General features: G+C 55.2%; 14 protein-coding genes, 2 tRNA genes and 2 other RNA genes. 9 read left to right on the top strand and 9 right to left on the bottom strand.

Annotated features, from left to right (window positions below; genetic code table 11):
- Positions 1-63: 63 nt before the first annotated feature.
- Together rssB and rssA are read right to left on the bottom strand one after the other, a co-directional pair.
- Positions 64-1,077 (bottom strand): two-component system response regulator RssB, encoded by a 1,014-nt coding sequence (gene rssB / locus AAIG26_RS01640; RefSeq protein WP_016495833.1) that lies wholly within the window; start codon positions 1,075-1,077, stop codon positions 64-66.
- Positions 1,078-1,167: 90 nt separating this feature from the next.
- Positions 1,168-2,076: a patatin-like phospholipase RssA gene (gene rssA / locus AAIG26_RS01635; protein WP_343179470.1), complete on the bottom strand. Its 909-nt coding sequence runs from the start codon at positions 2,074-2,076 to the stop codon at positions 1,168-1,170.
- 110 nt (positions 2,077-2,186) lie between these two features.
- Here rssA and AAIG26_RS01630 point away from each other — a divergent pair, with 110 nt between their 5' ends.
- From AAIG26_RS01630 to AAIG26_RS01605, 6 genes are all read left to right on the top strand, one after another.
- Positions 2,187-2,645 carry a YchJ family protein gene (locus tag AAIG26_RS01630; RefSeq protein WP_071925192.1) on the top strand — a complete coding sequence of 153 codons (459 nt, stop codon included), beginning with the start codon at positions 2,187-2,189 and terminating at the stop codon, positions 2,643-2,645.
- Between the two features lie 48 nt (positions 2,646-2,693).
- Positions 2,694-3,536, top strand: a complete 843-nt coding sequence (gene purU, locus AAIG26_RS01625; protein ID WP_016495830.1) for a formyltetrahydrofolate deformylase — start codon at positions 2,694-2,696, stop codon at positions 3,534-3,536.
- Between the two features lie 173 nt (positions 3,537-3,709).
- A non-coding RNA gene (locus AAIG26_RS01620) (RtT sRNA) lies at positions 3,710-3,851 on the top strand.
- A gap of 26 nt (positions 3,852-3,877) precedes the next feature.
- Positions 3,878-3,962, top strand: a tRNA-Tyr gene (locus AAIG26_RS01615).
- 34 nt (positions 3,963-3,996) lie between these two features.
- Positions 3,997-4,081, top strand: a tRNA-Tyr gene (locus tag AAIG26_RS01610).
- Between the two features lie 43 nt (positions 4,082-4,124).
- A non-coding RNA gene (locus AAIG26_RS01605) (RtT sRNA) lies at positions 4,125-4,257 on the top strand.
- A 153-nt stretch (positions 4,258-4,410) separates the two neighbouring features.
- Here AAIG26_RS01605 and AAIG26_RS01600 read toward each other — a convergent pair.
- The gene (locus AAIG26_RS01600) at positions 4,411-4,854 is read right to left on the bottom strand and encodes an Lrp/AsnC family transcriptional regulator (protein WP_044489636.1); all 444 of its coding nucleotides are present in this window, start codon (positions 4,852-4,854) and stop codon (positions 4,411-4,413) included.
- 110 nt (positions 4,855-4,964) lie between these two features.
- On the opposite strand from AAIG26_RS01600, the gene AAIG26_RS01595 reads away from it, so the two are divergent.
- Positions 4,965-5,852 carry a DMT family transporter gene (locus AAIG26_RS01595; protein WP_343179468.1) on the top strand — a complete coding sequence of 296 codons (888 nt, stop codon included), beginning with the start codon at positions 4,965-4,967 and terminating at the stop codon, positions 5,850-5,852.
- 31 nt (positions 5,853-5,883) lie between these two features.
- On the opposite strand, the gene narI is transcribed toward AAIG26_RS01595, so the two are convergent.
- From narI to AAIG26_RS01570, 5 genes are all read right to left on the bottom strand, one after another.
- On the bottom strand, positions 5,884-6,561 hold the full coding sequence (narI, locus tag AAIG26_RS01590; RefSeq protein ID WP_343179467.1) for a respiratory nitrate reductase subunit gamma: 678 nt from the start codon (positions 6,559-6,561) through the stop codon (positions 5,884-5,886).
- On the bottom strand, positions 6,561-7,271 hold the full coding sequence (gene narJ, locus AAIG26_RS01585) for a nitrate reductase molybdenum cofactor assembly chaperone (RefSeq protein ID WP_160270023.1): 711 nt from the start codon (positions 7,269-7,271) through the stop codon (positions 6,561-6,563). Before narJ ends, narI begins: the two co-directional genes overlap by 1 nt.
- Positions 7,268-8,803: a nitrate reductase subunit beta gene (narH, locus tag AAIG26_RS01580; protein WP_045513502.1), complete on the bottom strand. Its 1,536-nt coding sequence runs from the start codon at positions 8,801-8,803 to the stop codon at positions 7,268-7,270. Before narH ends, narJ begins: the two co-directional genes overlap by 4 nt.
- Complete coding sequence (locus AAIG26_RS01575) at positions 8,800-12,543, bottom strand: nitrate reductase subunit alpha (RefSeq protein ID WP_016495824.1); 3,744 nt, start codon at positions 12,541-12,543, stop codon at positions 8,800-8,802. The genes narH and AAIG26_RS01575 overlap by 4 nt, the downstream gene beginning before the upstream one ends.
- A 396-nt stretch (positions 12,544-12,939) precedes the next feature.
- Positions 12,940-14,331, bottom strand: coding sequence for a NarK family nitrate/nitrite MFS transporter (locus AAIG26_RS01570; RefSeq protein WP_343179466.1), 1,392 nt, complete (start codon positions 14,329-14,331; stop codon positions 12,940-12,942).
- Between the two features lie 308 nt (positions 14,332-14,639).
- Between AAIG26_RS01570 and narX the strand changes: the two genes are divergently transcribed.
- Both narX and narL read left to right on the top strand, forming a co-directional pair.
- Complete coding sequence (narX, locus tag AAIG26_RS01565; RefSeq protein WP_016495821.1) at positions 14,640-16,442, top strand: nitrate/nitrite two-component system sensor histidine kinase NarX; 1,803 nt, start codon at positions 14,640-14,642, stop codon at positions 16,440-16,442.
- Positions 16,435-17,085, top strand: coding sequence for a two-component system response regulator NarL (gene narL / locus AAIG26_RS01560; protein WP_016495820.1), 651 nt, complete (start codon positions 16,435-16,437; stop codon positions 17,083-17,085). The genes narX and narL overlap by 8 nt, the downstream gene beginning before the upstream one ends.
- A gap of 4 nt (positions 17,086-17,089) precedes the next feature.
- Here the strand turns inward: narL and AAIG26_RS01555 are convergent, their stop codons facing one another.
- Positions 17,090-18,460: a YchO/YchP family invasin gene (locus AAIG26_RS01555; protein ID WP_343180303.1), complete on the bottom strand. Its 1,371-nt coding sequence runs from the start codon at positions 18,458-18,460 to the stop codon at positions 17,090-17,092.
- Positions 18,461-18,590 lie beyond the last annotated feature (130 nt).

The following is an 18,590-nucleotide window of genomic DNA, read 5'->3' as shown; positions in this document are numbered from 1 at the left end:
GGCGATAGTACCACCCGTTTTTATGCGGAGGGTAAATCTATCTGCAAAGTATGATTCGATCGCTCATTCCGCGCTCAACATTAAACGCAGCCGCCCGCCGGCGCCCCACACCTGACATTGCCAGGAGTCGCAACGCTGGCTCAGCTGATTTAAATAGGTATTGCCAAGCGTACCGAGAGGCACACCATTGCTGATTTGAATTTGATGATCGCCGGTATTTAACGTTGCGTTAAGACCAGCCGAAACAAGTATCAGGTTTTTCAGTTCACTGTGGTAATAACCGACAAGCAGTGGAAACTGACCGGGTAAATTAGCCTGATGCAATAATTGGTTTACCTGCTTGAGCAGCGCACCCATCTCGGGTAAACGCTGGCGCTGGTGAGAAAGCTGTTCTTGCAGTAATCCATTAAATAAGGCGCGCAACAGCAGCGCCGCCAGCACACCGTTATTTTCTGCACGCGTCACGTCCAGGCAATAAAACGCCAGGTCCTGACCTGATATCGGCGCGATATCAAGCACCAGGCCAGGGCTTTCAACAGAAACCAGTTGCCGGTAATTTACCCGGCAACCGGAAATAACTTGCTGCACCGGAGGCTGAAGTTCCTGCAACAAATTCGCCGCGGCCTGAGGATTATCGACCAGCGCGTCCCAGTCCTGGAACAAGCGCTCCTCTTCCTCAACGCGTGAATTAAACATATTGGGATAAAGACAAGCGAAAAGCGTTTCTTTTAAACGATTAAGATCTTTAACGGGTTTAAGAACGACATCCTGAACGCCAAGACGCAATGCTTTAGCGATATCCGCCATATTTTCTGTCGCCGATATCACAAGCACCGGCGTTTGCATGCCCCGATTGCGTAACGTCTCAATGAGGACCAGGCCATTCATGCGCGGCATAGCAAGATCGCAAATCATCAGATCGGGATTATTTGCTGCCAACAGCTCAAGCGCGACAACCCCATCTTCTGCCAGCAGCGTTATCGCGCCTAAAGATTGCAACCACGAATCCAGCAGAGAGCGGAAAACGGGCTCGTCTTCAACGATCAGTATCTGTTTTCCGGCCAACGGCTGCGTCATCTTATCTCCCCTGCCTGACGATAGATCAATAGTGGCATGCTTCGCCGATAATCGCCTGTCAGAATTTGCTGAAGTCTATAAAAAATCTACTTACGAAAGGGTCCGTACTAAAGGAAGCAACTCATCCATTTTCTTTTCTGTCGCCAGTTGCCCCGCAGCAATAGCAGCATCAGCCCGATGAAAATCGAGTGTCGAAATTTGCGGGCAGAGAGGTTGCAACAGAATATCTGGCGGATCGCCAGCCATACGATTACGTTTGAGCCGGTTTTCAAGCACCTGAATAGAGGTACTCATGATTTCCATCGCCGTCGGCGCGATCGGCCGTTTTGGCGCGATCCGCCCCAGCCGTTCACGCAGACGTTGATGCCAGCGCTGCGTGGCAACCGTGTCGTTGTCTTTATCATTATTAGAAAGATTCACCGACAGCAGATCTTGCTGCATCAGATGGGCGTCATGCTGCAAATCTACGGCAATCACCACATCCGCACCTAACGCGCGGGTAAGGGAAACCGGTACGGGATTCACTACCGCGCCATCTACCAGCCAGTAACCGTTATGCGGAACCGGTGACATTAACCCGGGCATACTACAGGAGGCGCGAACAGCATGATGTAAATCCCCTTCAGTGAACCATAGCTCGCGCCCGGTGCTAAGGTTAGTTGCCACCGCGCCGAAGCGTTTCTGGCAATGGTTAAAATCCGCGAACGGCAGCAACTGGCGATACTGATTGAACACGCGTTCACCGCGCAACAGACCACCACGCTGCCAGGAGAGATCCATCAGTCGCAACACATCCCAGTAGCCAAAAGAGCGTACCCATTTCTCCAGTGCCGGCAGACGACCACACGCGTAAGCGGCACCGACCAGTGAGCCAATGGAACACCCCGCTACAATATCAATTTCGATACCGGCACGCTGTAATGCGTTAATCACGCCGATATGCGCCCAACCTCTGGCCGCGCCGGAACCGAGCGCCAGACCAATTTTCACCTTTCTCATAACGCTTATTTTACTTCCCCCGGCTTACTGTAGCCACAGCGCTACGGCTCAGTTAACATATCGCTACCCTGGCGCTAACGCGCCGTTATTTTTATTCCTGGAATGCTATTTTGTCACAATCTTGCCCTTGCGGTAGCGCTCTGGAGTATAGCCTATGTTGCCAGCCTTATCTGTCTGGTGCGCAGCTTGCGCCGGATCCGTCACGCCTGATGCGATCGCGCTATACGGCTTTTGTGTTACATCAGTCAGAGTACCTGGTAAAAACCTGGCACCCATCTTGTGGCGCAGAGGCGTTCCGCCAGCAAATTGAAGCGGGCTTCGCGGCGACCACATGGCGCGGGCTGACGGTATTTGAGCACGCTTACGGCGAAAATGATAATGAAGGCTTCGTCAGCTTCGTGGCGCGGTTTAATGAGCACGGCAAAGACGGCGCAATTATCGAGCGTTCCCGATTCTTAAAGGAGAACGGCCAGTGGTACTATATCGACGGAACGCGGCCGCAATTTGGCCGTAACGATCCCTGCCCTTGTGGGTCAGGTAAAAAATTCAAAAAGTGCTGCGGGCAATAGGTCTGCCAGCACCTTATAGCAAACACCATCAACAGGATTTACCCGGCAATGCATTCAACACAACGTAAAATTTTGCGCACCATTTGCCCCGATCAGAAAGGCCTCATCGCGCGAATCACCAATATTTGTTACAAGCACGAACTGAACATTGTGCAGAATAATGAATTTGTCGATCACCGCACTGGTCGTTTCTTTATGCGTACCGAGCTCGAAGGTATTTTTAACGACGCCACATTGCTTGCGGATCTCGATAGTGCGCTCCCGGAAGGTTCGGTACGCGAGCTGAATCCAGCCGGTCGTCGCCGCGTTGTCATTCTGGTCACCAAAGAGGCGCACTGCCTTGGCGATCTGCTGATGAAAGCAAATTACGGTGGCCTGGATGTCGATATTGCCGCCGTGATTGGCAACCATGAAACGCTGCGTTCTCTGGTTGAACGGTTTGATATCCCGTTTGAACTGGTTAGTCATGAAGGCCTGACGCGTGAAGCTCATGACCAGCAGATGGCGCAGGCCATTGAAGCGCACCAGCCGGATTACGTGGTACTGGCGAAATATATGCGCGTATTAACGCCAGAATTCGTGTCCCGCTTCCCGAATAAAATCATCAATATTCACCACTCGTTCCTGCCCGCTTTCATTGGCGCCCGGCCTTATCATCAGGCTTACGAGCGCGGCGTGAAGATAATCGGTGCCACTGCGCACTATGTGAATGACAATCTGGATGAAGGCCCAATCATTATGCAGGACGTGATCCATGTGGATCACACCTATACCGCCGAAGATATGATGCGCGCGGGCCGCGATGTCGAGAAGAACGTATTGAGCCGCGCGCTGTATCAGGTGTTAGCGCAACGCGTGTTCGTTTACGGCAATCGCACGATTATTCTTTAACCATTAATAAAATGTGTTGTTCGGCTTTGCAGCGTTACGGGCAAAAAGCAGACAACTGATTCATTTTTCTCGTTTCAACGCTTTACAGTGGCGCGTCATTTGATATGATGCGCCGCGCTTCCCGAGATGGAAGCAGGCCAGTAAGAAATAGCTTTACCCCGTGGTGGGGTTCCCGAACGAGCATAAGGTAGCTGACTGCAAATCTGCCGTCATCGACTTCGAAGGTTCGACTCGAGTGCCAGCGAGAGAACGTTGCCAGAGGCAACGGCCCGAAGGGTGAGGAGCGTTAGCTCCGAATAATCCTTCCCTTTTGCAACATCACAACAATGTAGTAGCCCCGTGGTGGGGTTCCCGAGCGGCCAAAGGGAGCAGACTGTAAATCTGCCGTCATCGACTTCGAAGGTTCGAATCCTTCCCCCACCACCATCTACATCCTGCATCGACAATTTGATTTTCCCCTGGTGGGGTTCCCGAGCGGCCAAAGGGAGCAGACTGTAAATCTGCCGTCATCGACTTCGAAGGTTCGAATCCTTCCCCCACCACCATCCTAAAATAAACTTCCAGTCTTACTATTTACTCCGATTCCTCACATTCTCCGTTCGGGGAAGGACGAGAACCTTCGATTAAGGTTCGACCCGAGCGAAGGCGAGAGAACGTTGCCGCAGGCAACGGCCCGAAGGGCGAGGAGCGCAAGCGACGAGTCATCCTTCCCCCACCACCATCCTTAAATAAATATCCAGTCTTACTATTTACTCCGATTCCTCACATTCTCTGTTCGGGGAAGGACGATGACTTTCGACCAGGGTTCGACCCGAGCGTAGGCAAGAGAACGTTGCCGCACCGGGAAACCTGACGCGCGTCTGGCAGCCGGGCCTTACAGCGGCGGTAACCGCCGTTTAACCGGCGAGCTTTTCACTATCGACGTATTACACTGCGCATATTCGGCAATGCCATCCAGTAACGTATCCAGTTGCTCAATCGAGCGCACCACCAGCCGCATAACAAAACAGTCTTCCCCCGTCACTTTGTCGCATTCGATGCACTCCGGCAGCGCCTGGAGCATTTTATCCACCTTCTGCAACATGCCTGGCATCGGGCGAACACGCACCAACGCCTGCAAGCGGTAATCCAGCGCGGCCAGGTTTACGCGCGCGCCGTAGCCTTCAATTACGCCGCGCTCTTCCAGCCGTTTCACGCGCTCTGCCGTGCTGGGCGACGTCAGCCCCACTCTCGCACTTAACACCTTCAGTGACTGGCGGGCATCCTCGGCCAGAGAGGCCAGAATCGCTCTGTCGATATCGTCAATAAGGTAATCCATTATCTTCACCTAATTTTTAAAGGAATTGGCCGTCATACACCTTACAACAACCATATAAAGCTGGCCGCCGTTTTTTCACAATATGCCAACAACGTTCAGGAGATGAAAAAATGAAAACTATCCCTAATGGCACCTGGCAGATGAGCCTGGCGATGCTGATTTCCGGGTCGATTGGCGCATTTGTGCTGCTTAGCGGTCTGCCGGTGATTGATGTTGTGTTCTGGCGCTGCCTGATTGGCGCAGGCGCGCTATTTCTTTTTATCCGCTTTGGCCGCCAGCCGTTCGCGCGCCTTGCGTTCCCGGTGTTACTGCTGGCGATAGCGGGCGGTATCGCGCTGGTGATTAACTGGCTGCTGCTGTTCGCCGCTTACAGCCGCATTTCAATGGGGCTGGCAACCGTGGTCTACAACACCCAGCCTTTTATGTTAGTGCTGATGAGTATGTTGCTCGGCGAGCGCGTTACGCTTACGAAGTGGGGATGGCTGCTGCTGGCGTTTTCCGGCGTTGTCCTCTTGTTACTCAGTGAATTGCATCACCCGAACACCCAGTGGCTTCTCGGCATTGCCATGGCGCTGGGTGCTGCCTTTTTCTATGCCGTCACCGCGTTAATCGCCCGCCACCTGAAGCAACTTCCGCCACAGCATATCGCCCTGATTCAGGTATTAACCGGCACGGTGATGTTATTACCGCTGGTGCATCTGCATGCGGCCGGCGGGACATTCCCATGGGGTGTTTTGTTAACGCTCGGCATTGTGCATACCGGCGTGATGTACCAGTTGTTGTATAGCGCGATACAAAAGCTACCCACCCCGCTGATTGGCTCGCTGTCGTTTATCTATCCGCTGGTGGCGATTGTGGTGGATAACGCGCTGTTCGGGCATACATTAAGCGCGGTGCAAATGGCGGGTGGCGTGTTAATTCTGCTGGCTGCCGCAGGCAATAACCTTGGCTGGGGCGAGCGAAAAAGCGCGCCCGCGATAATGCCAACGCGACAGTAAAAAAAGCCCCGCGTTGCGGGGCTTTTTCTGATTAGCGACGGGCGCGAACAATCTGGTATTTGCGTGTCAGGTACTCTACCGGCGCGCTCCAGATATGCACCAGGCGGGAGAACGGAAACAGCACAAACAGCGTCATGCCCAGCACCAGGTGCACGCGGTAAATAAACGCCACACCCTCAAGATGCGCGGAAGCGCCAACATGGAAGGTCACAACCGACTGTGCCCAGCCAACCAGCTTCATCATTTCGCTGCCATCCATATGCCGGGCAGAGAACGGAATGGTCAGCAGACCCAGTGCACACTGCACCATCAACAGCGACATGATCAGGATATCCGCCGTGGTTGAGGTCGCACGAATACGCGGGTTGAATAAACGGCGTTTCAGCAGCAGCAAACCACCCACCAGGCACAACACGCCGCTGGCACCACCGCCAATCATCGCCATCTTCTGTTTCACTTCAATCGGCAGGAAGGATTCATACATCCAGTGCGGTGTTAACATACCGAGGAAGTGACCGGCAAAGATCCCCAGAATACCGATATGGAATAGGTTCGACGCCAGCGTCATCCCTTTACGATCCAGCATCTGGCTGGAGCCCGCCCGCCAGCTGTACTGACCATAGTCGTAGCGCAGCCAACTGCCGAGCAGAAAAACGGCGCCGGCAATATACGGATAGATGTCAAAGAAGAACATATTAAGGAAGTGCATTAGCGCTCTCCTCCTGTTGTGATATTCAGATATTGCGGCGCAACGGCACCGGCAAAACGACGCTGATGCGCAGTGATGTCGGCATCACCGCAGCCCTGTTCGGCGAAGAATTTCACCTGCTCTTCTTCCCACACAGCATCCAGCGCCTGCGGCGTATCATCGCGGGCTTCACCGGCAATTTTTTCCGCGACCTGCGCGCTATCCACCTGCGTATTCGCCAGCGATAACAGCGCGTCGAACAGCGTTGCATAATGGCTTTCGCGCTGCGCTAAACGCGCTTTTAACAGCGCGAGGATCGGCGCGATATCCTGCAAACCACCGATAGCCTCAGACCGGGGCAGCTGTGCCAGATATTCCAGATAGAGCGGCAGATGGTCCGGCAATTCACGGCTATCCAGTTGCAGGCCGTGGCGCTCATACTGCGCCAGCAGATCGACCATCGCCTGGCCGCGATCGCGGGATTCACCGTGGACGTGTTCGAACAGCAGCAGCGAGGTTGCGCGGCCACGATCGAACAATTCGCTGTAATTCGCCTGGGCGTCCAGCAGATCCTGAGACGTCAGATCCCGCAGGAAGACGCCAACCCTCTGGGCGTCGGCTTTTGTCAGGTTTTCACCCGACGCCAGCGCATCGAAAACTTCCTGCTGATGCTGCCATAGGGCAGCATCCGGGTACTCGAGCAAACGGGAAATAACCACCAGTTCAATCATGGGTGCGGCTCCGTTTTCACTGTGACATCCACCGCGTCAATGCGACGGCTGTTGAACAGGTTGAATTTGGTATCCGAACCGTGGCAACCATCGCCGAAGCTAAAGCCGCAACCGTTTTTCTCCGGGAAGGCTTCACGCGCCAGCTCACGGTGGCTCGACGGCACCACGAAACGATCTTCATAGTTAGCAATCGCGAGGTAACGGTACATCTCCTGCGCCTGGGCGGTTGTCAGGCCAACTTCTTCCAGCGCGCGGGTATCTTCCACACCATCCACAGTTTCCGCACGTTTGAAATGGCGCATTGCCAGCATACGTTTCAGCGCCAGCAGAACCGGACCGGTGTCGCCAGCGGTCAGCAGGTTTGCCAGGTACTGCACCGGAATGCGCAGGCTTTCCACATCCGGCAGAATGCCGTTGCTGCCCAGTTCGCCCGCATCCGCAGCAGACTGGATCGGTGACAAAGGCGGCACGTACCAGACCATCGGCAACGTGCGATATTCCGGATGCAGCGGCAGCGCCAGTTTCCAGTCCATCGCCATTTTGTAAACCGGCGATTTCTGCGCCGCGTCAATCACGCTCTGCGGCACGCCATCTTCCAGCGCCTGAGCAATCACCGCCGGGTCGTTTGGATCGAGGAACACATCCAGTTGACGCTGGTAGAGATCTTTTTCACTCTCGGTGCTGGCGGCATTTTCAATCGCGTCGGCGTCGTACAGCAGAACGCCGAGGTAACGAATACGGCCCACACAGGTTTCCGCGCAGACTGTCGGCATGCCCGCTTCAATGCGCGGGTAGCAGAAAATGCACTTCTCGGATTTGCCACTCTTCCAGTTGAAGTAGATTTTTTTGTACGGGCAGCCGGTCACGCACATGCGCCAGCCGCGGCATTTATCCTGATCGATCAGCACAATGCCGTCTTCTTCACGCTTGTAGATAGCACCGCTCGGGCAGGTCGCGACACAGGCCGGGTTCAGGCAGTGTTCGCACAGGCGCGGCAGATACATCATGAAGGTGTTTTCAAACTGGCCGTACATCGCCTTCTGCATGTTCTCGAAGTTCTGATCGCGGCTCAACTTGTCGAACTCACCGCCCAAATCATCTTCCCAGTTCGGGCCTGCGGTGATTTTGTCCATCCGCTGACCGGTTATTACCGAACGCGGGCGGGCAATCGGCTGATGTTTGCCTTCCGGCGCGTTATGCAGGCGCTGGTAGTCAAAATCAAACGGCTCGTAGTAATCATCAATTTCCGGCATGTGCGGGTTAGCGAAAATTTTACCCAGCAACATCGGACGGTTACCCATACGCGGTTGCAGTTTGCCGTTGATTTTGCGGATCCAACCGCCCTTCCATTTTTCCTGGTTTTCCCAGTCGGTCGGGAAACCGGTGCCCGGTTTGGTTTCCACGTTGTTGAACCACGCGTACTCCATCCCTTCCCGGCTGGTCCAGACGTTTTTACAGGTCACTGAACAGGTATGACAGCCGATGCACTTATCGAGATTCAGCACCATGCCGACTTGTGAACGAATTTTCATTTTGCGCTCTCCTGTACCTGGTCATTGCCTTCGCCATCCAACCAGTTAATGTTCTTCATCTTACGCACCACCACGAACTCATCGCGGTTTGAACCGACCGTGCCGTAGTAGTTAAAGCCATACGCCAGTTGGGCGTAGCCGCCGATCATATGGGTCGGTTTCGGGGTAATACGGGTAACGGAGTTGTGGATCCCGCCGCGCTGCCCGGTAATTTCTGACCCCGGCAGGTTCACAATACGTTCCTGCGCGTGATACATCATGGTCATACCGGCCGGCACACGCTGGCTGACAACCGCACGAGCCGTCAAGGCACCGTTGGCGTTAAAGACTTCGATCCAGTCGTTATCCTCAATGCCGATCTCTTTGGCATCTTTATCGCTCATCCACACCACCGGACCACCGCGCCCCAGCGTCAGCATCAGCAGGTTGTCGCTGTAGGTGGAGTGGATACCCCATTTCTGGTGCGGCGTCAGGAAGTTCAGCGCTTTTTCCGGGTTACCGTTAGATTTCGTACCCATCACTTCTTTCACCGAATGGGTATCAATCGGCGGACGGTAAACCAGCAGGCTTTCGCCGAAGTCACGCATCCATTGATGATCCTGATACAACTGCTGGCGACCGGAGAGCGTGCGCCACGGAATCAGCTCATGGACGTTGGTGTAACCGGCGTTGTAGGAAACGTGCTCATCTTCAAGGCCAGACCAGGTGGGGCTGGAGATGATTTTGCGCGGCTGCGCCTGAATATCGCGGAAGCGAATTTTCTCTTCCTCTTTATTCGTGGCCAGATGCGTATGGTCGCGGCCGGTAAATTCACTCAGCGCCGCCCAGGCTTTCACCGCCACATGGCCGTTGGTTTCCGGGGCCAGCGTGAGGATCATCTCTGCGGCATCAATGGCGGTATTGAGCATCGGCTGCCCTTTCGCCGGGCCGTCCGCTTTGGTGTAGTTCAGCTTACGCAGCAGATCCATTTCGCTTTGGGTATTCCAGGCGATGCCTTTACCACCGTTGCCGATTTTTTCCATCAGCGGGCCGATGGAGGTAAAGCGCTCGTAGGTTGCCGGATAGTCGCGTTCCACCGGAATAATATGCGGCGCGGTTTTGCCCGGGATCAGGTCACACTCGCCCTTCTTCCAGTCTTTCACACCCAGCGGCTGCGCCAGTTCAGCGGCGGAGTCATGCTGAATTGGCAGCGTCACGACATCGGTCTCTTTGCCTAAATGTCCAACGCACAGCGCAGAGAAGGATTTGGCGATACCTTTATAGATTTCCCAGTCGCTTTTCGATTCCCATGCAGGGTCAACAGCGGCAGAAAGCGGATGAATAAACGGATGCATATCCGAGGTATTCATGTCGTCTTTTTCGTACCAGGTAGCGGTTGGCAGCACAATATCCGAGTAGAGACAGGTGCTGGACAGGCGGAAGTCGAGAGTCACCACCAGATCCAGTTTGCCGTCGAGACCGTTGTCATGCCATTCCACCTCTTCCGGTTTCACACCGCCCTGTTTGCCGAGATCTTTGCCCTGAATACCGTGTTCGGTGCCCAGCAAGTACTTGAGCATAAACTCGTGGCCCTTACCGGAAGAACCCAGCAGGTTGGAACGCCAGATAAACAGGTTACGCGGGTGGTTTTTGCCGTTTTCCGGCTGTTCCGCTGCGAAACGCAGCGAACCGTCTTTCAGCGATTTAACGGTGTAATCGACCGCGCTCATGCCCGCTTTTTCCGCTTCAGCGGCGATACGCAGCGGGTTGGTGCCCAGTTGCGGCGCGGACGGCAGCCAGCCCATACGTTCAGCGCGCACGTTAAAGTCAATCAGATGGCCGGTATAGCGTGATTTATCCGCTAACGGCGACAGGAATTCCTGCGCAGTTACTGTTTCGTAACGCCACTGGCTGGAGTGGTTATAGAAGTAGGAGGTGCTGTTCATGTGACGCGCCGGACGCTGCCAGTCGAGGGCAAATGCCAGCGGCTGCCAGCCGGTTTGCGGACGCAGTTTTTCCTGGCCAACATAGTGCGCCCAGCCGCCGCCGCTCTGTCCCACGCAACCGCAGAAGACCAGCATGTTGATGATCCCACGGTAGTTCATATCGAGGTGATACCAGTGGTTCATCCCGGCACCGATGATAACCATCGAGCGGCCATGCGTTTTATCGGCGTTATCGGCAAATTCACGGGCGATGCGGATAATTTGCGCCTGTGAAACTCCGGTGACTTTCTCAGCCCAGGCCGGTGTGTAAGCTTTGACTTCGTCATAACGGGTTGCGCAGTTTTCATCACCCAGACCGCGATCCAGGCCGTAGTTCGCCATGGTCAGGTCGTAAACCGTGGTCACCAGCGCGGTGGAACCGTCAGCTAATTGCAGGCGTTTAACCGGCAGTTTGTGCATCAGGATATTATCAAGTTCAACGCCAGCGAAATGCTCGGTATTGTCGCCACCGAAGTACGGGAAGCCGACCTGCGCGATATCGTCGTGTTTGCCCAGCAGGCTGAGATTCAGCTCAACATCCGCACCGCTGTTGCCGTCGCGCTGCTCAAGGTTCCACTTACCTTTTTCACCCCAGCGGAAACCGATGGAGCCATTCGGCGCGGTCAGGTTGCCTTCGCTATCGAGGGCAACGGTTTTCCACTCCGGATTATTTTCTTGGCCCAGCGCATCCACCAGATCGGCGGCGCGCAGCATGCGGCCTGCCGCATAGTAACCGTCGCGCTCTTCGAGCATCACCAGCATCGGCATGTCGGTATAACGGCGAACATAATCGGTGAAGTACTGGCTCGGTTTATCGAGGTGGAATTCACGCAGCATAACGTGGCCCATCGCCAGCGCCATTGCCGCATCGGTGCCCTGCTTCGGCGCCAGCCACAAATCACACAGTTTGGCGATTTCGGCGTAGTCCGGCGTTACCGCAACGGTTTTGGTGCCTTTGTAACGTACTTCGGTAAAGAAGTGCGCGTCCGGCGTACGGGTCTGCGGAACGTTAGAGCCCCAGGCGATGATGTAGCTGGAGTTGTACCAGTCGGCGGATTCCGGCACGTCGGTCTGCTCGCCCCAGGTTTGCGGAGAGGCTGGCGGTAAGTCGCAATACCAGTCGTAGAAACTCAGGCAGGTGCCGCCTAGCAGGGAGAGATAACGCGCGCCAGAAGCGTAAGAGACCATCGACATCGCCGGGATCGGCGAGAAGCCTGCGACACGGTCCGGGCCGTACGTTTTCACGGTATAAACGTTCGAAGCAGCAATCAGTTCATTCACTTCCTGCCAGGAGGAGCGCACAAAACCGCCGCGACCACGCGCCTGTTTAAAGCTCTTCGCTTTTTCCGCATCTTCGATGATGGAAGCCCAGGCATTAACCGGATCGCTGTGCTGCGCTTTCGCTTCACGCCACAGTTTGATCAGGCGTTTACGCATCAGGGGGTATTTCAGGCGGTTCGCACTGTAGAGGTACCAGGAGTAGCTGGCGCCACGCGGGCAGCCACGCGGTTCGTGGTTCGGCATATCCGGACGGGTGCGCGGGTAGTCAGTCTGCTGGGTTTCCCAGGTGACCAGACCGTTCTTCACGAAGATCTGCCAGCTGCACGAGCCCGTGCAGTTTACGCCATGGGTAGAACGCACGATTTTGTCGTGCTGCCAGCGGTTACGGTATCCATCCTCCCAGTCCCGGTTGGTGTTTAAGAGCTGGCCGTGCCCATCGGCAAAGGTTTCGCCTTTCTGTTTGAAGTAGCGAAACCGGTCCAGGAATTTACTCATCGGGGGTTCTCCTGTTGGAGCCTGTCAGGCTCTCTTGGTAAATCGACATTGCTGCAATTGCGGCGAAGGTAACCCCCACAAAGACAAAGAGAATTGATGGTGATCAAGCTGCCAAAGCTTCGTTTCTGCACCAAAAACACGGAGTACCCACAAAGAGTTAGGGATTTTCATTTTTTAATTCATTGATAAATAACGACTTTATATAAACTCGCAACGGTACAAGCAGATAATTCCGCGTTCCGGGGTATTAAGGGGTAGATGAACCTGCAAAGTGATGTCCGTCACAGAGGTTTCCGCAGCACGCCGCTGAGAAAATCGCAAAGTATGTTGTAACTAATGGCGACATAAAAAAAGCGCGGCTTTCACCGCGCAAGGATAATCAACATTTACTGAGTGTTATTGTTTTTTACGCCCGTATATCGCCCAGGTGATCACCACGCAGGCGATATAGAACACAAGGAACACTTTCATCGCGCCTGCCGGTGAGCCGGTTAACGCCAGTGAAGTGCCGAATGCTTTAGGAATAAAGAAACCGCCAATCGCGCCAATTGCCGAGATAAAACCCAGCGCCGCGGCTGTCTCGGTGGCGGCTTCACGCATGGCTTCACTTTCCGTGCCACCGCTTTGTTGCACGCGTTCCATGGTTTTTTTCCGGAAAATCACCGAAATCATCTGGAATGTCGAACCACTGCCCAGCCCGGCGGTCAGGAACAGCACGAGGAAGACACAGAAGAATGCGGTGAAATTGCCCCCGGAGCCGCCGGATGGCAGCGTCAGGAACAGCAAGGCGCTGAAAATCGCCATCAGCACAAAGTTCACCAGCGTTACGCGAGTCCCGCCGAGACGGTCAGAAATCGCGCCGCCTGCGGAGCGAGCCAGCGCGCCCACCAGCGGGCCGAAGAAGGCGAAATGCAGGATCTGCACGTCCGGGAACTGAGTTTTCGACAGCATTGCAAAACCGGCAGAAAAGCCGATAAATGAGCCGAACGTTGCCAGATAGAGGAAGCTCATAATCCACAGGTGCGAACGTTTGAGTACCGGAAGTTGCGCGCTAAGCGAGGCTTTAGAGGTCGCCAGCTCATTCATACCGAACCAGGCTGCCAGGGTAAACACCGCCAGTAACGGTACCCATATCCAGGCGGCGTTTTCGAGGTACAACAACGAACCATCAGGTTGTGCGACACCGGTACCGCCAAAGGCGGCAAAAATGGAGAAAGAGACCGCCAGCGGTGCGATCAACTGCATCACGCTCACACCGAGGTTGCCAAAGCCACCGTTAATACCGAGCGCGCCTCCCTGCTTCTGTTTTGGAAAAAAGAAGCTGATGTTCGCCATGCTGGAAGCAAAGTTTGCGCCGGCGAAACCACACAGCAGCGAGATAATGATAAACGTGCTAAACGGCGTGCTCAGATCCTGCACGGCAAAACCGAGCCACACACATGGAATGATTAAGATCCCGGTACTGAACGCTGTCCAGCGACGGCCACCGAACACCGGCACCATGAAGGAGTACGGGACACGTAGCAGTGCGCCGGAAACGGATGGCAACGCTGTCAGCATAAAGAGCTGGTCAGTGGTAAACTGAAAACCCACTTTCGGGAGATTGACGGCGACTGCGCTAAAAAGCATCCAGACGCAGAAAGCCAGAAGAAGACAAGGCACGGAGATCCACAAGTTGCGGCTCGCAATCTTATTGCCCTGCTGTTGCCAGAATGCCGGATCTTCAGGACGCCAGTCGGTAATAACCCGCGCTGACGAACTTTTTTCCGGGATGGTTGAGTGCTGCATATACACCTCTGCTGTTCGGTTTGATGCCTGCCACCTTAGTTTTTATAGCGGTAGTTAAGTTGATATAAATCAAAGGAAAAGCAGCCCATTTCACGGGTGAAAAATCGCCATGCTCATTTATGAGTACCTTTTACCGGCAAAAAAGGTGTGGTTTTTCACGGTTCTGACCTTCCCTACTCAGTTTGTTCCCACTCTTGTCGGCTCGCTGGCAATAAAGGGGTAATCCTTTAGAGGTATGGGTATACCCCAGGCGATGGCAGACAATAGCGCCATCCGCACCGCACGCGGCCGAGGAGCCTTAATCACCTATGCTAAAACGCCTTTTTTCACCGATCTCGCTGGTTAACCAACTGGCGTTGTTGATGCTGCTGTCGACCGCCATCGGCGTGACGGGCATGGCGATCTCCGGCTGGCTGGTACAAGGCGTTCAGGGCAGCGCACATGCGATCAACAAAGCCGGTTCACTGCGTATGCAGAGCTACCGTCTGTTGTCCGCCATTCCACTGCATGAAGACGAGCAATACTTGCTCGACGAAATGGAGTACACCGCATTCAGCCCGGAGCTGGCGCAGGCGGCACAGCGCGACGGCCAGCAAGCGCAGCTCGCTGCATTGCAAAACTACTGGCGCAGCGAAGTCGTACCGGCGATAAAACAGGCACAACAACCATCGCAAGCAGCGGAAATTATTGCGATTTTCGTTGGGCGAATCGACCGGCTGGTTACCTCGTTTGACCGCAGCACCGAACACCGTATTGAACAAGTGGTGGTGATGCACCGGCTCATGGCGATAGTGATGGGTCTGTTATTGCTGTTTGCCGTGGTCTGGCTGCGGGCGCGTCTACTCCGTCCGTGGCAGCAATTACTGAGCATGGCGCGTGCGGTCAGCCAGCGTGATTTTACCCAGCGTGCACGCATCAGCGGGCGCAACGAGATGGCGACGCTTGGCGAGGCGTTAAATAACATGTCGGCCGAGCTGGGCGAGAGCTACGCGATACTGGAACGCCGGGTACAGGAGAAAACCGCCGGGCTTGAGCAAAAGAACCAGATCCTGTCGTTTTTATGGCAGGCTAACCACCGGCTGCATTCGCGTATCCCGATGTGCGAGCGCCTGTCACCGGTGTTGAACGGTTTGCAGAATTTAACCCTGCTGCATGATATTGAGCTGCGGGTGTACGATCTGGAAGATGAGGAAAATCATCAGGATTTTACCTGCCAGTCGGATGCGAGCTGCGATGACAAAGGCTGCCATTTATGTCCGCGCAACGGTATTCTCACCGAATCCAGCGGGTTTGGCACCACGCTGAAATGGCGACTGGCGGATGCGCATATGCAGTATGGTTTGCTGCTGGCAACGCTGCCGCCGGGTCGCCATTTAAGCCATGACCAGCAGCAACTGGTCGACACGCTGGTGGAACAACTCACCGCGACGCTGGCACTCGATCGCCATCAGGACAGGCAGCAACAGTTGATGGTCATGGAAGAGCGCGCCACCATAGCCCGCGAATTACACGACTCTATCGCGCAGTCCCTCTCCTGCATGAAGATGCAGGTGAGTTGCCTGCAAATGCAGGGCGACGCACTGCCGGAAAACAGCCAGCAGTTGCTGGGGCAGATCCGCAACGAGCTGAACACCTCATGGGCGCAGCTGCGCGAGTTGCTGACCACGTTTCGTTTACAATTAACCGAACCAGGGCTGCGCCCGGCGCTGGAGTCCAGTTGCCAGGAGTACAGCGGTCGTTTCGGCTTCCAGGTACGTCTTGATTACCAGCTCCCGCCCCGGCTGGTCCCGGCGCATCAGGCGATTCACCTGTTACAGATAGCCCGCGAGGCGTTGAGCAATGCATTAAAACACTCCGGCGCAACCGCGGTCAGCGTCGCAGTGCAACAGCAGGAAAACCGGGTAATATTGCGCATCACCGACAATGGTTGCGGCATCCCGGTCAATGCTGAAAGGACGAACCATTATGGATTGATAATTATGCGTGACCGCGCGCAAAGCCTGCGCGGCGATTGCCAGGTTCGCCCCGGAGCATCCGGCGGCACCGAGGTCGTCGTGACGTTTATTCCAGAGACGTTTCTCTCATCCATGCAAGGAGATACCCATGAGTAATCAGGATCCGGCCACCATCCTCCTGATCGACGACCATCCAATGCTGCGAACCGGCGTGAAGCAGTTAATCAGCATGGCTCCCGACATCACCGTGGTCGGCGAAGCCAGCAACGGGGAACAAGGCATTGAACTGGCGGAATCGCTGGACCCGGATTTGATTTTGCTGGATCTCAACATGCCAGGCATGAACGGACTGGAAACGCTGGATAAGCTGCGGGAAAAAACCCTGTCGGGCCGCGTTGTTGTCTTTAGCGTCTCCAACCATGAAGAAGACGTGGTAACCGCGTTAAAACGCGGCGCAGATGGCTACCTGCTGAAAGATATGGAGCCGGAAGATCTGCTGAAAGCGCTGCAACAAGCCGCGGCGGGCGAAATGGTGCTCAGCGAAGCGCTCACCCCGGTGCTGGCCGCCAGCCTGCGCGCCAACCGTGCCACCACTGACCGTGATATCACCCAGCTTACGCCTCGCGAACGCGATATTCTCAAGCTGATTGCCCAGGGGCTGCCGAACAAAATGATTGCCCGCCGCCTGGACATCACCGAAAGCACGGTTAAAGTTCACGTCAAACACATGCTGAAGAAAATGAAACTGAAATCCCGCGTTGAAGCCGCCGTTTGGGTGCACCAGGAACGTATTTTCTGACAGGTTACGGGTCTGGCAGCATCCAGCCCGTATTACTGTTTTCCGCTGGCGGGATCACCGGCTCCGTCAGCTTCAGTTCGATAGTGTTCGATTCAACGCGCTGCCCTTTATCGTCTTCCACCAGTGCCGACAACGTCCAGCGGTTGGTGGCACCTTCTGCGCTATCCCAGCGCGGCATAATCAGTGTCCAGCCATCGCTGCTGCGCCCATTGGCTGGCGGCGTGAGGCTTAACGCCTGCGTATCGCCCTGCCAGGTTATCGAACGTACACCGTGCGTGCTGTTAATTTGCAGTTTCAGCGCCACCGTCTCACCCGGCTGCAAATCCCACGGCGGCGTGGCGAGAAATACCGATAACGTTTTACGCTGACGATATTCGAAAACCGGGGCATTGTTGCGCGTCGGGCTGTCATAGCGGCTACCCCGTAGCGAACGGCTCTCTGCCACCTCGCTGGCAGAGAGCTGCTTCCACAGAGGTACACCAAAGCGATAATTCACTTTCAGCCCTAAATCGTTCTGACTAACCCCACTCTCCCCCTGCCGGTGTTCGGCGGTCAGCGTCACCAGCGGGACCGGCGTGTAATTCACCCCCAGCTTCACCGCCACCGGGTTGTGATAGCCGGTGCCGGTGTCAAACAGATCAACGCTGTTGCCGAAATATTGCTCGACGCTGACGCTGGTATTGAGCTGCTGATAAAACGGCAATCGCGCCTGCGCCGTAACATCGTAGCCCCGCGCCATACGCTGTTGCAGCGTGGCGGTCTGGTATTCCCAGCTGTTTACCGGCTGGTAGTAGTTTGCTGAAAAGCGTAAGTACTCGCCCCAGGCCTCAGCGCCCAGCCCGGCGCGACCAAGATTGTCATCAAGCAGATTATCGTAAAAGGTGTTGTAGCCGAGCAGCCAGTCGCCGGCGATCCAGCGCTGACCGACGCCAACATTTCCCACCAGCCCGGCATCCTGCTGCGTCAGTCCAAGCTGGCTCCAGCTGAGATAGCGATTATTATCCTGCAATGGCACAAACCAGTCGCCGTGGCTGCCGGTGAACCCGCCTTCATTATCCACTTTGAAATCCACGCTGGCGCTGCCCCACGGCGAAAGCCAGGACTCCACTTGCTGATTCACTTCATCACTGACGACATCGCGCAGTTGTCCGAAAGCAAACTGCCGCGCCTGCTCGCCGGTGGTCAGGCCGTTATCATTCATACTGGCTTCGCCGAACGCTTTCGCCATCTCGGCGAAATGCTTTTCCTGCGCACCATTTTCCGCGGCCATGCCAAGGTCCGGCAAACCATCGCCGTCATTATCAAAGGGGTTTTCTGCTTGCTGTACGAAGCTATTCTGCCGGGCACTGGCGACGCCGCTTATCAGTGACAGCATCAGAAGTGTAAGGAGAGGATAATTCATACCGTTAAGTTTAACGGTTTTGCCAGGGCTTTACAGCCACAGACAAAATACCAGGAAAAACCTTATCCCTGCGCTTCGCTGCAGCTACAGTTAATGCACCCCT

It is taken from the genome of Kosakonia sp. PSU_27 (assembly GCF_039409795.1).
Classification (GTDB): domain Bacteria; phylum Pseudomonadota; class Gammaproteobacteria; order Enterobacterales; family Enterobacteriaceae; genus Kosakonia.
Note: the sequence above shows the minus strand (reverse complement) of the source record. Positions and strands in the feature narration are given on the sequence as shown.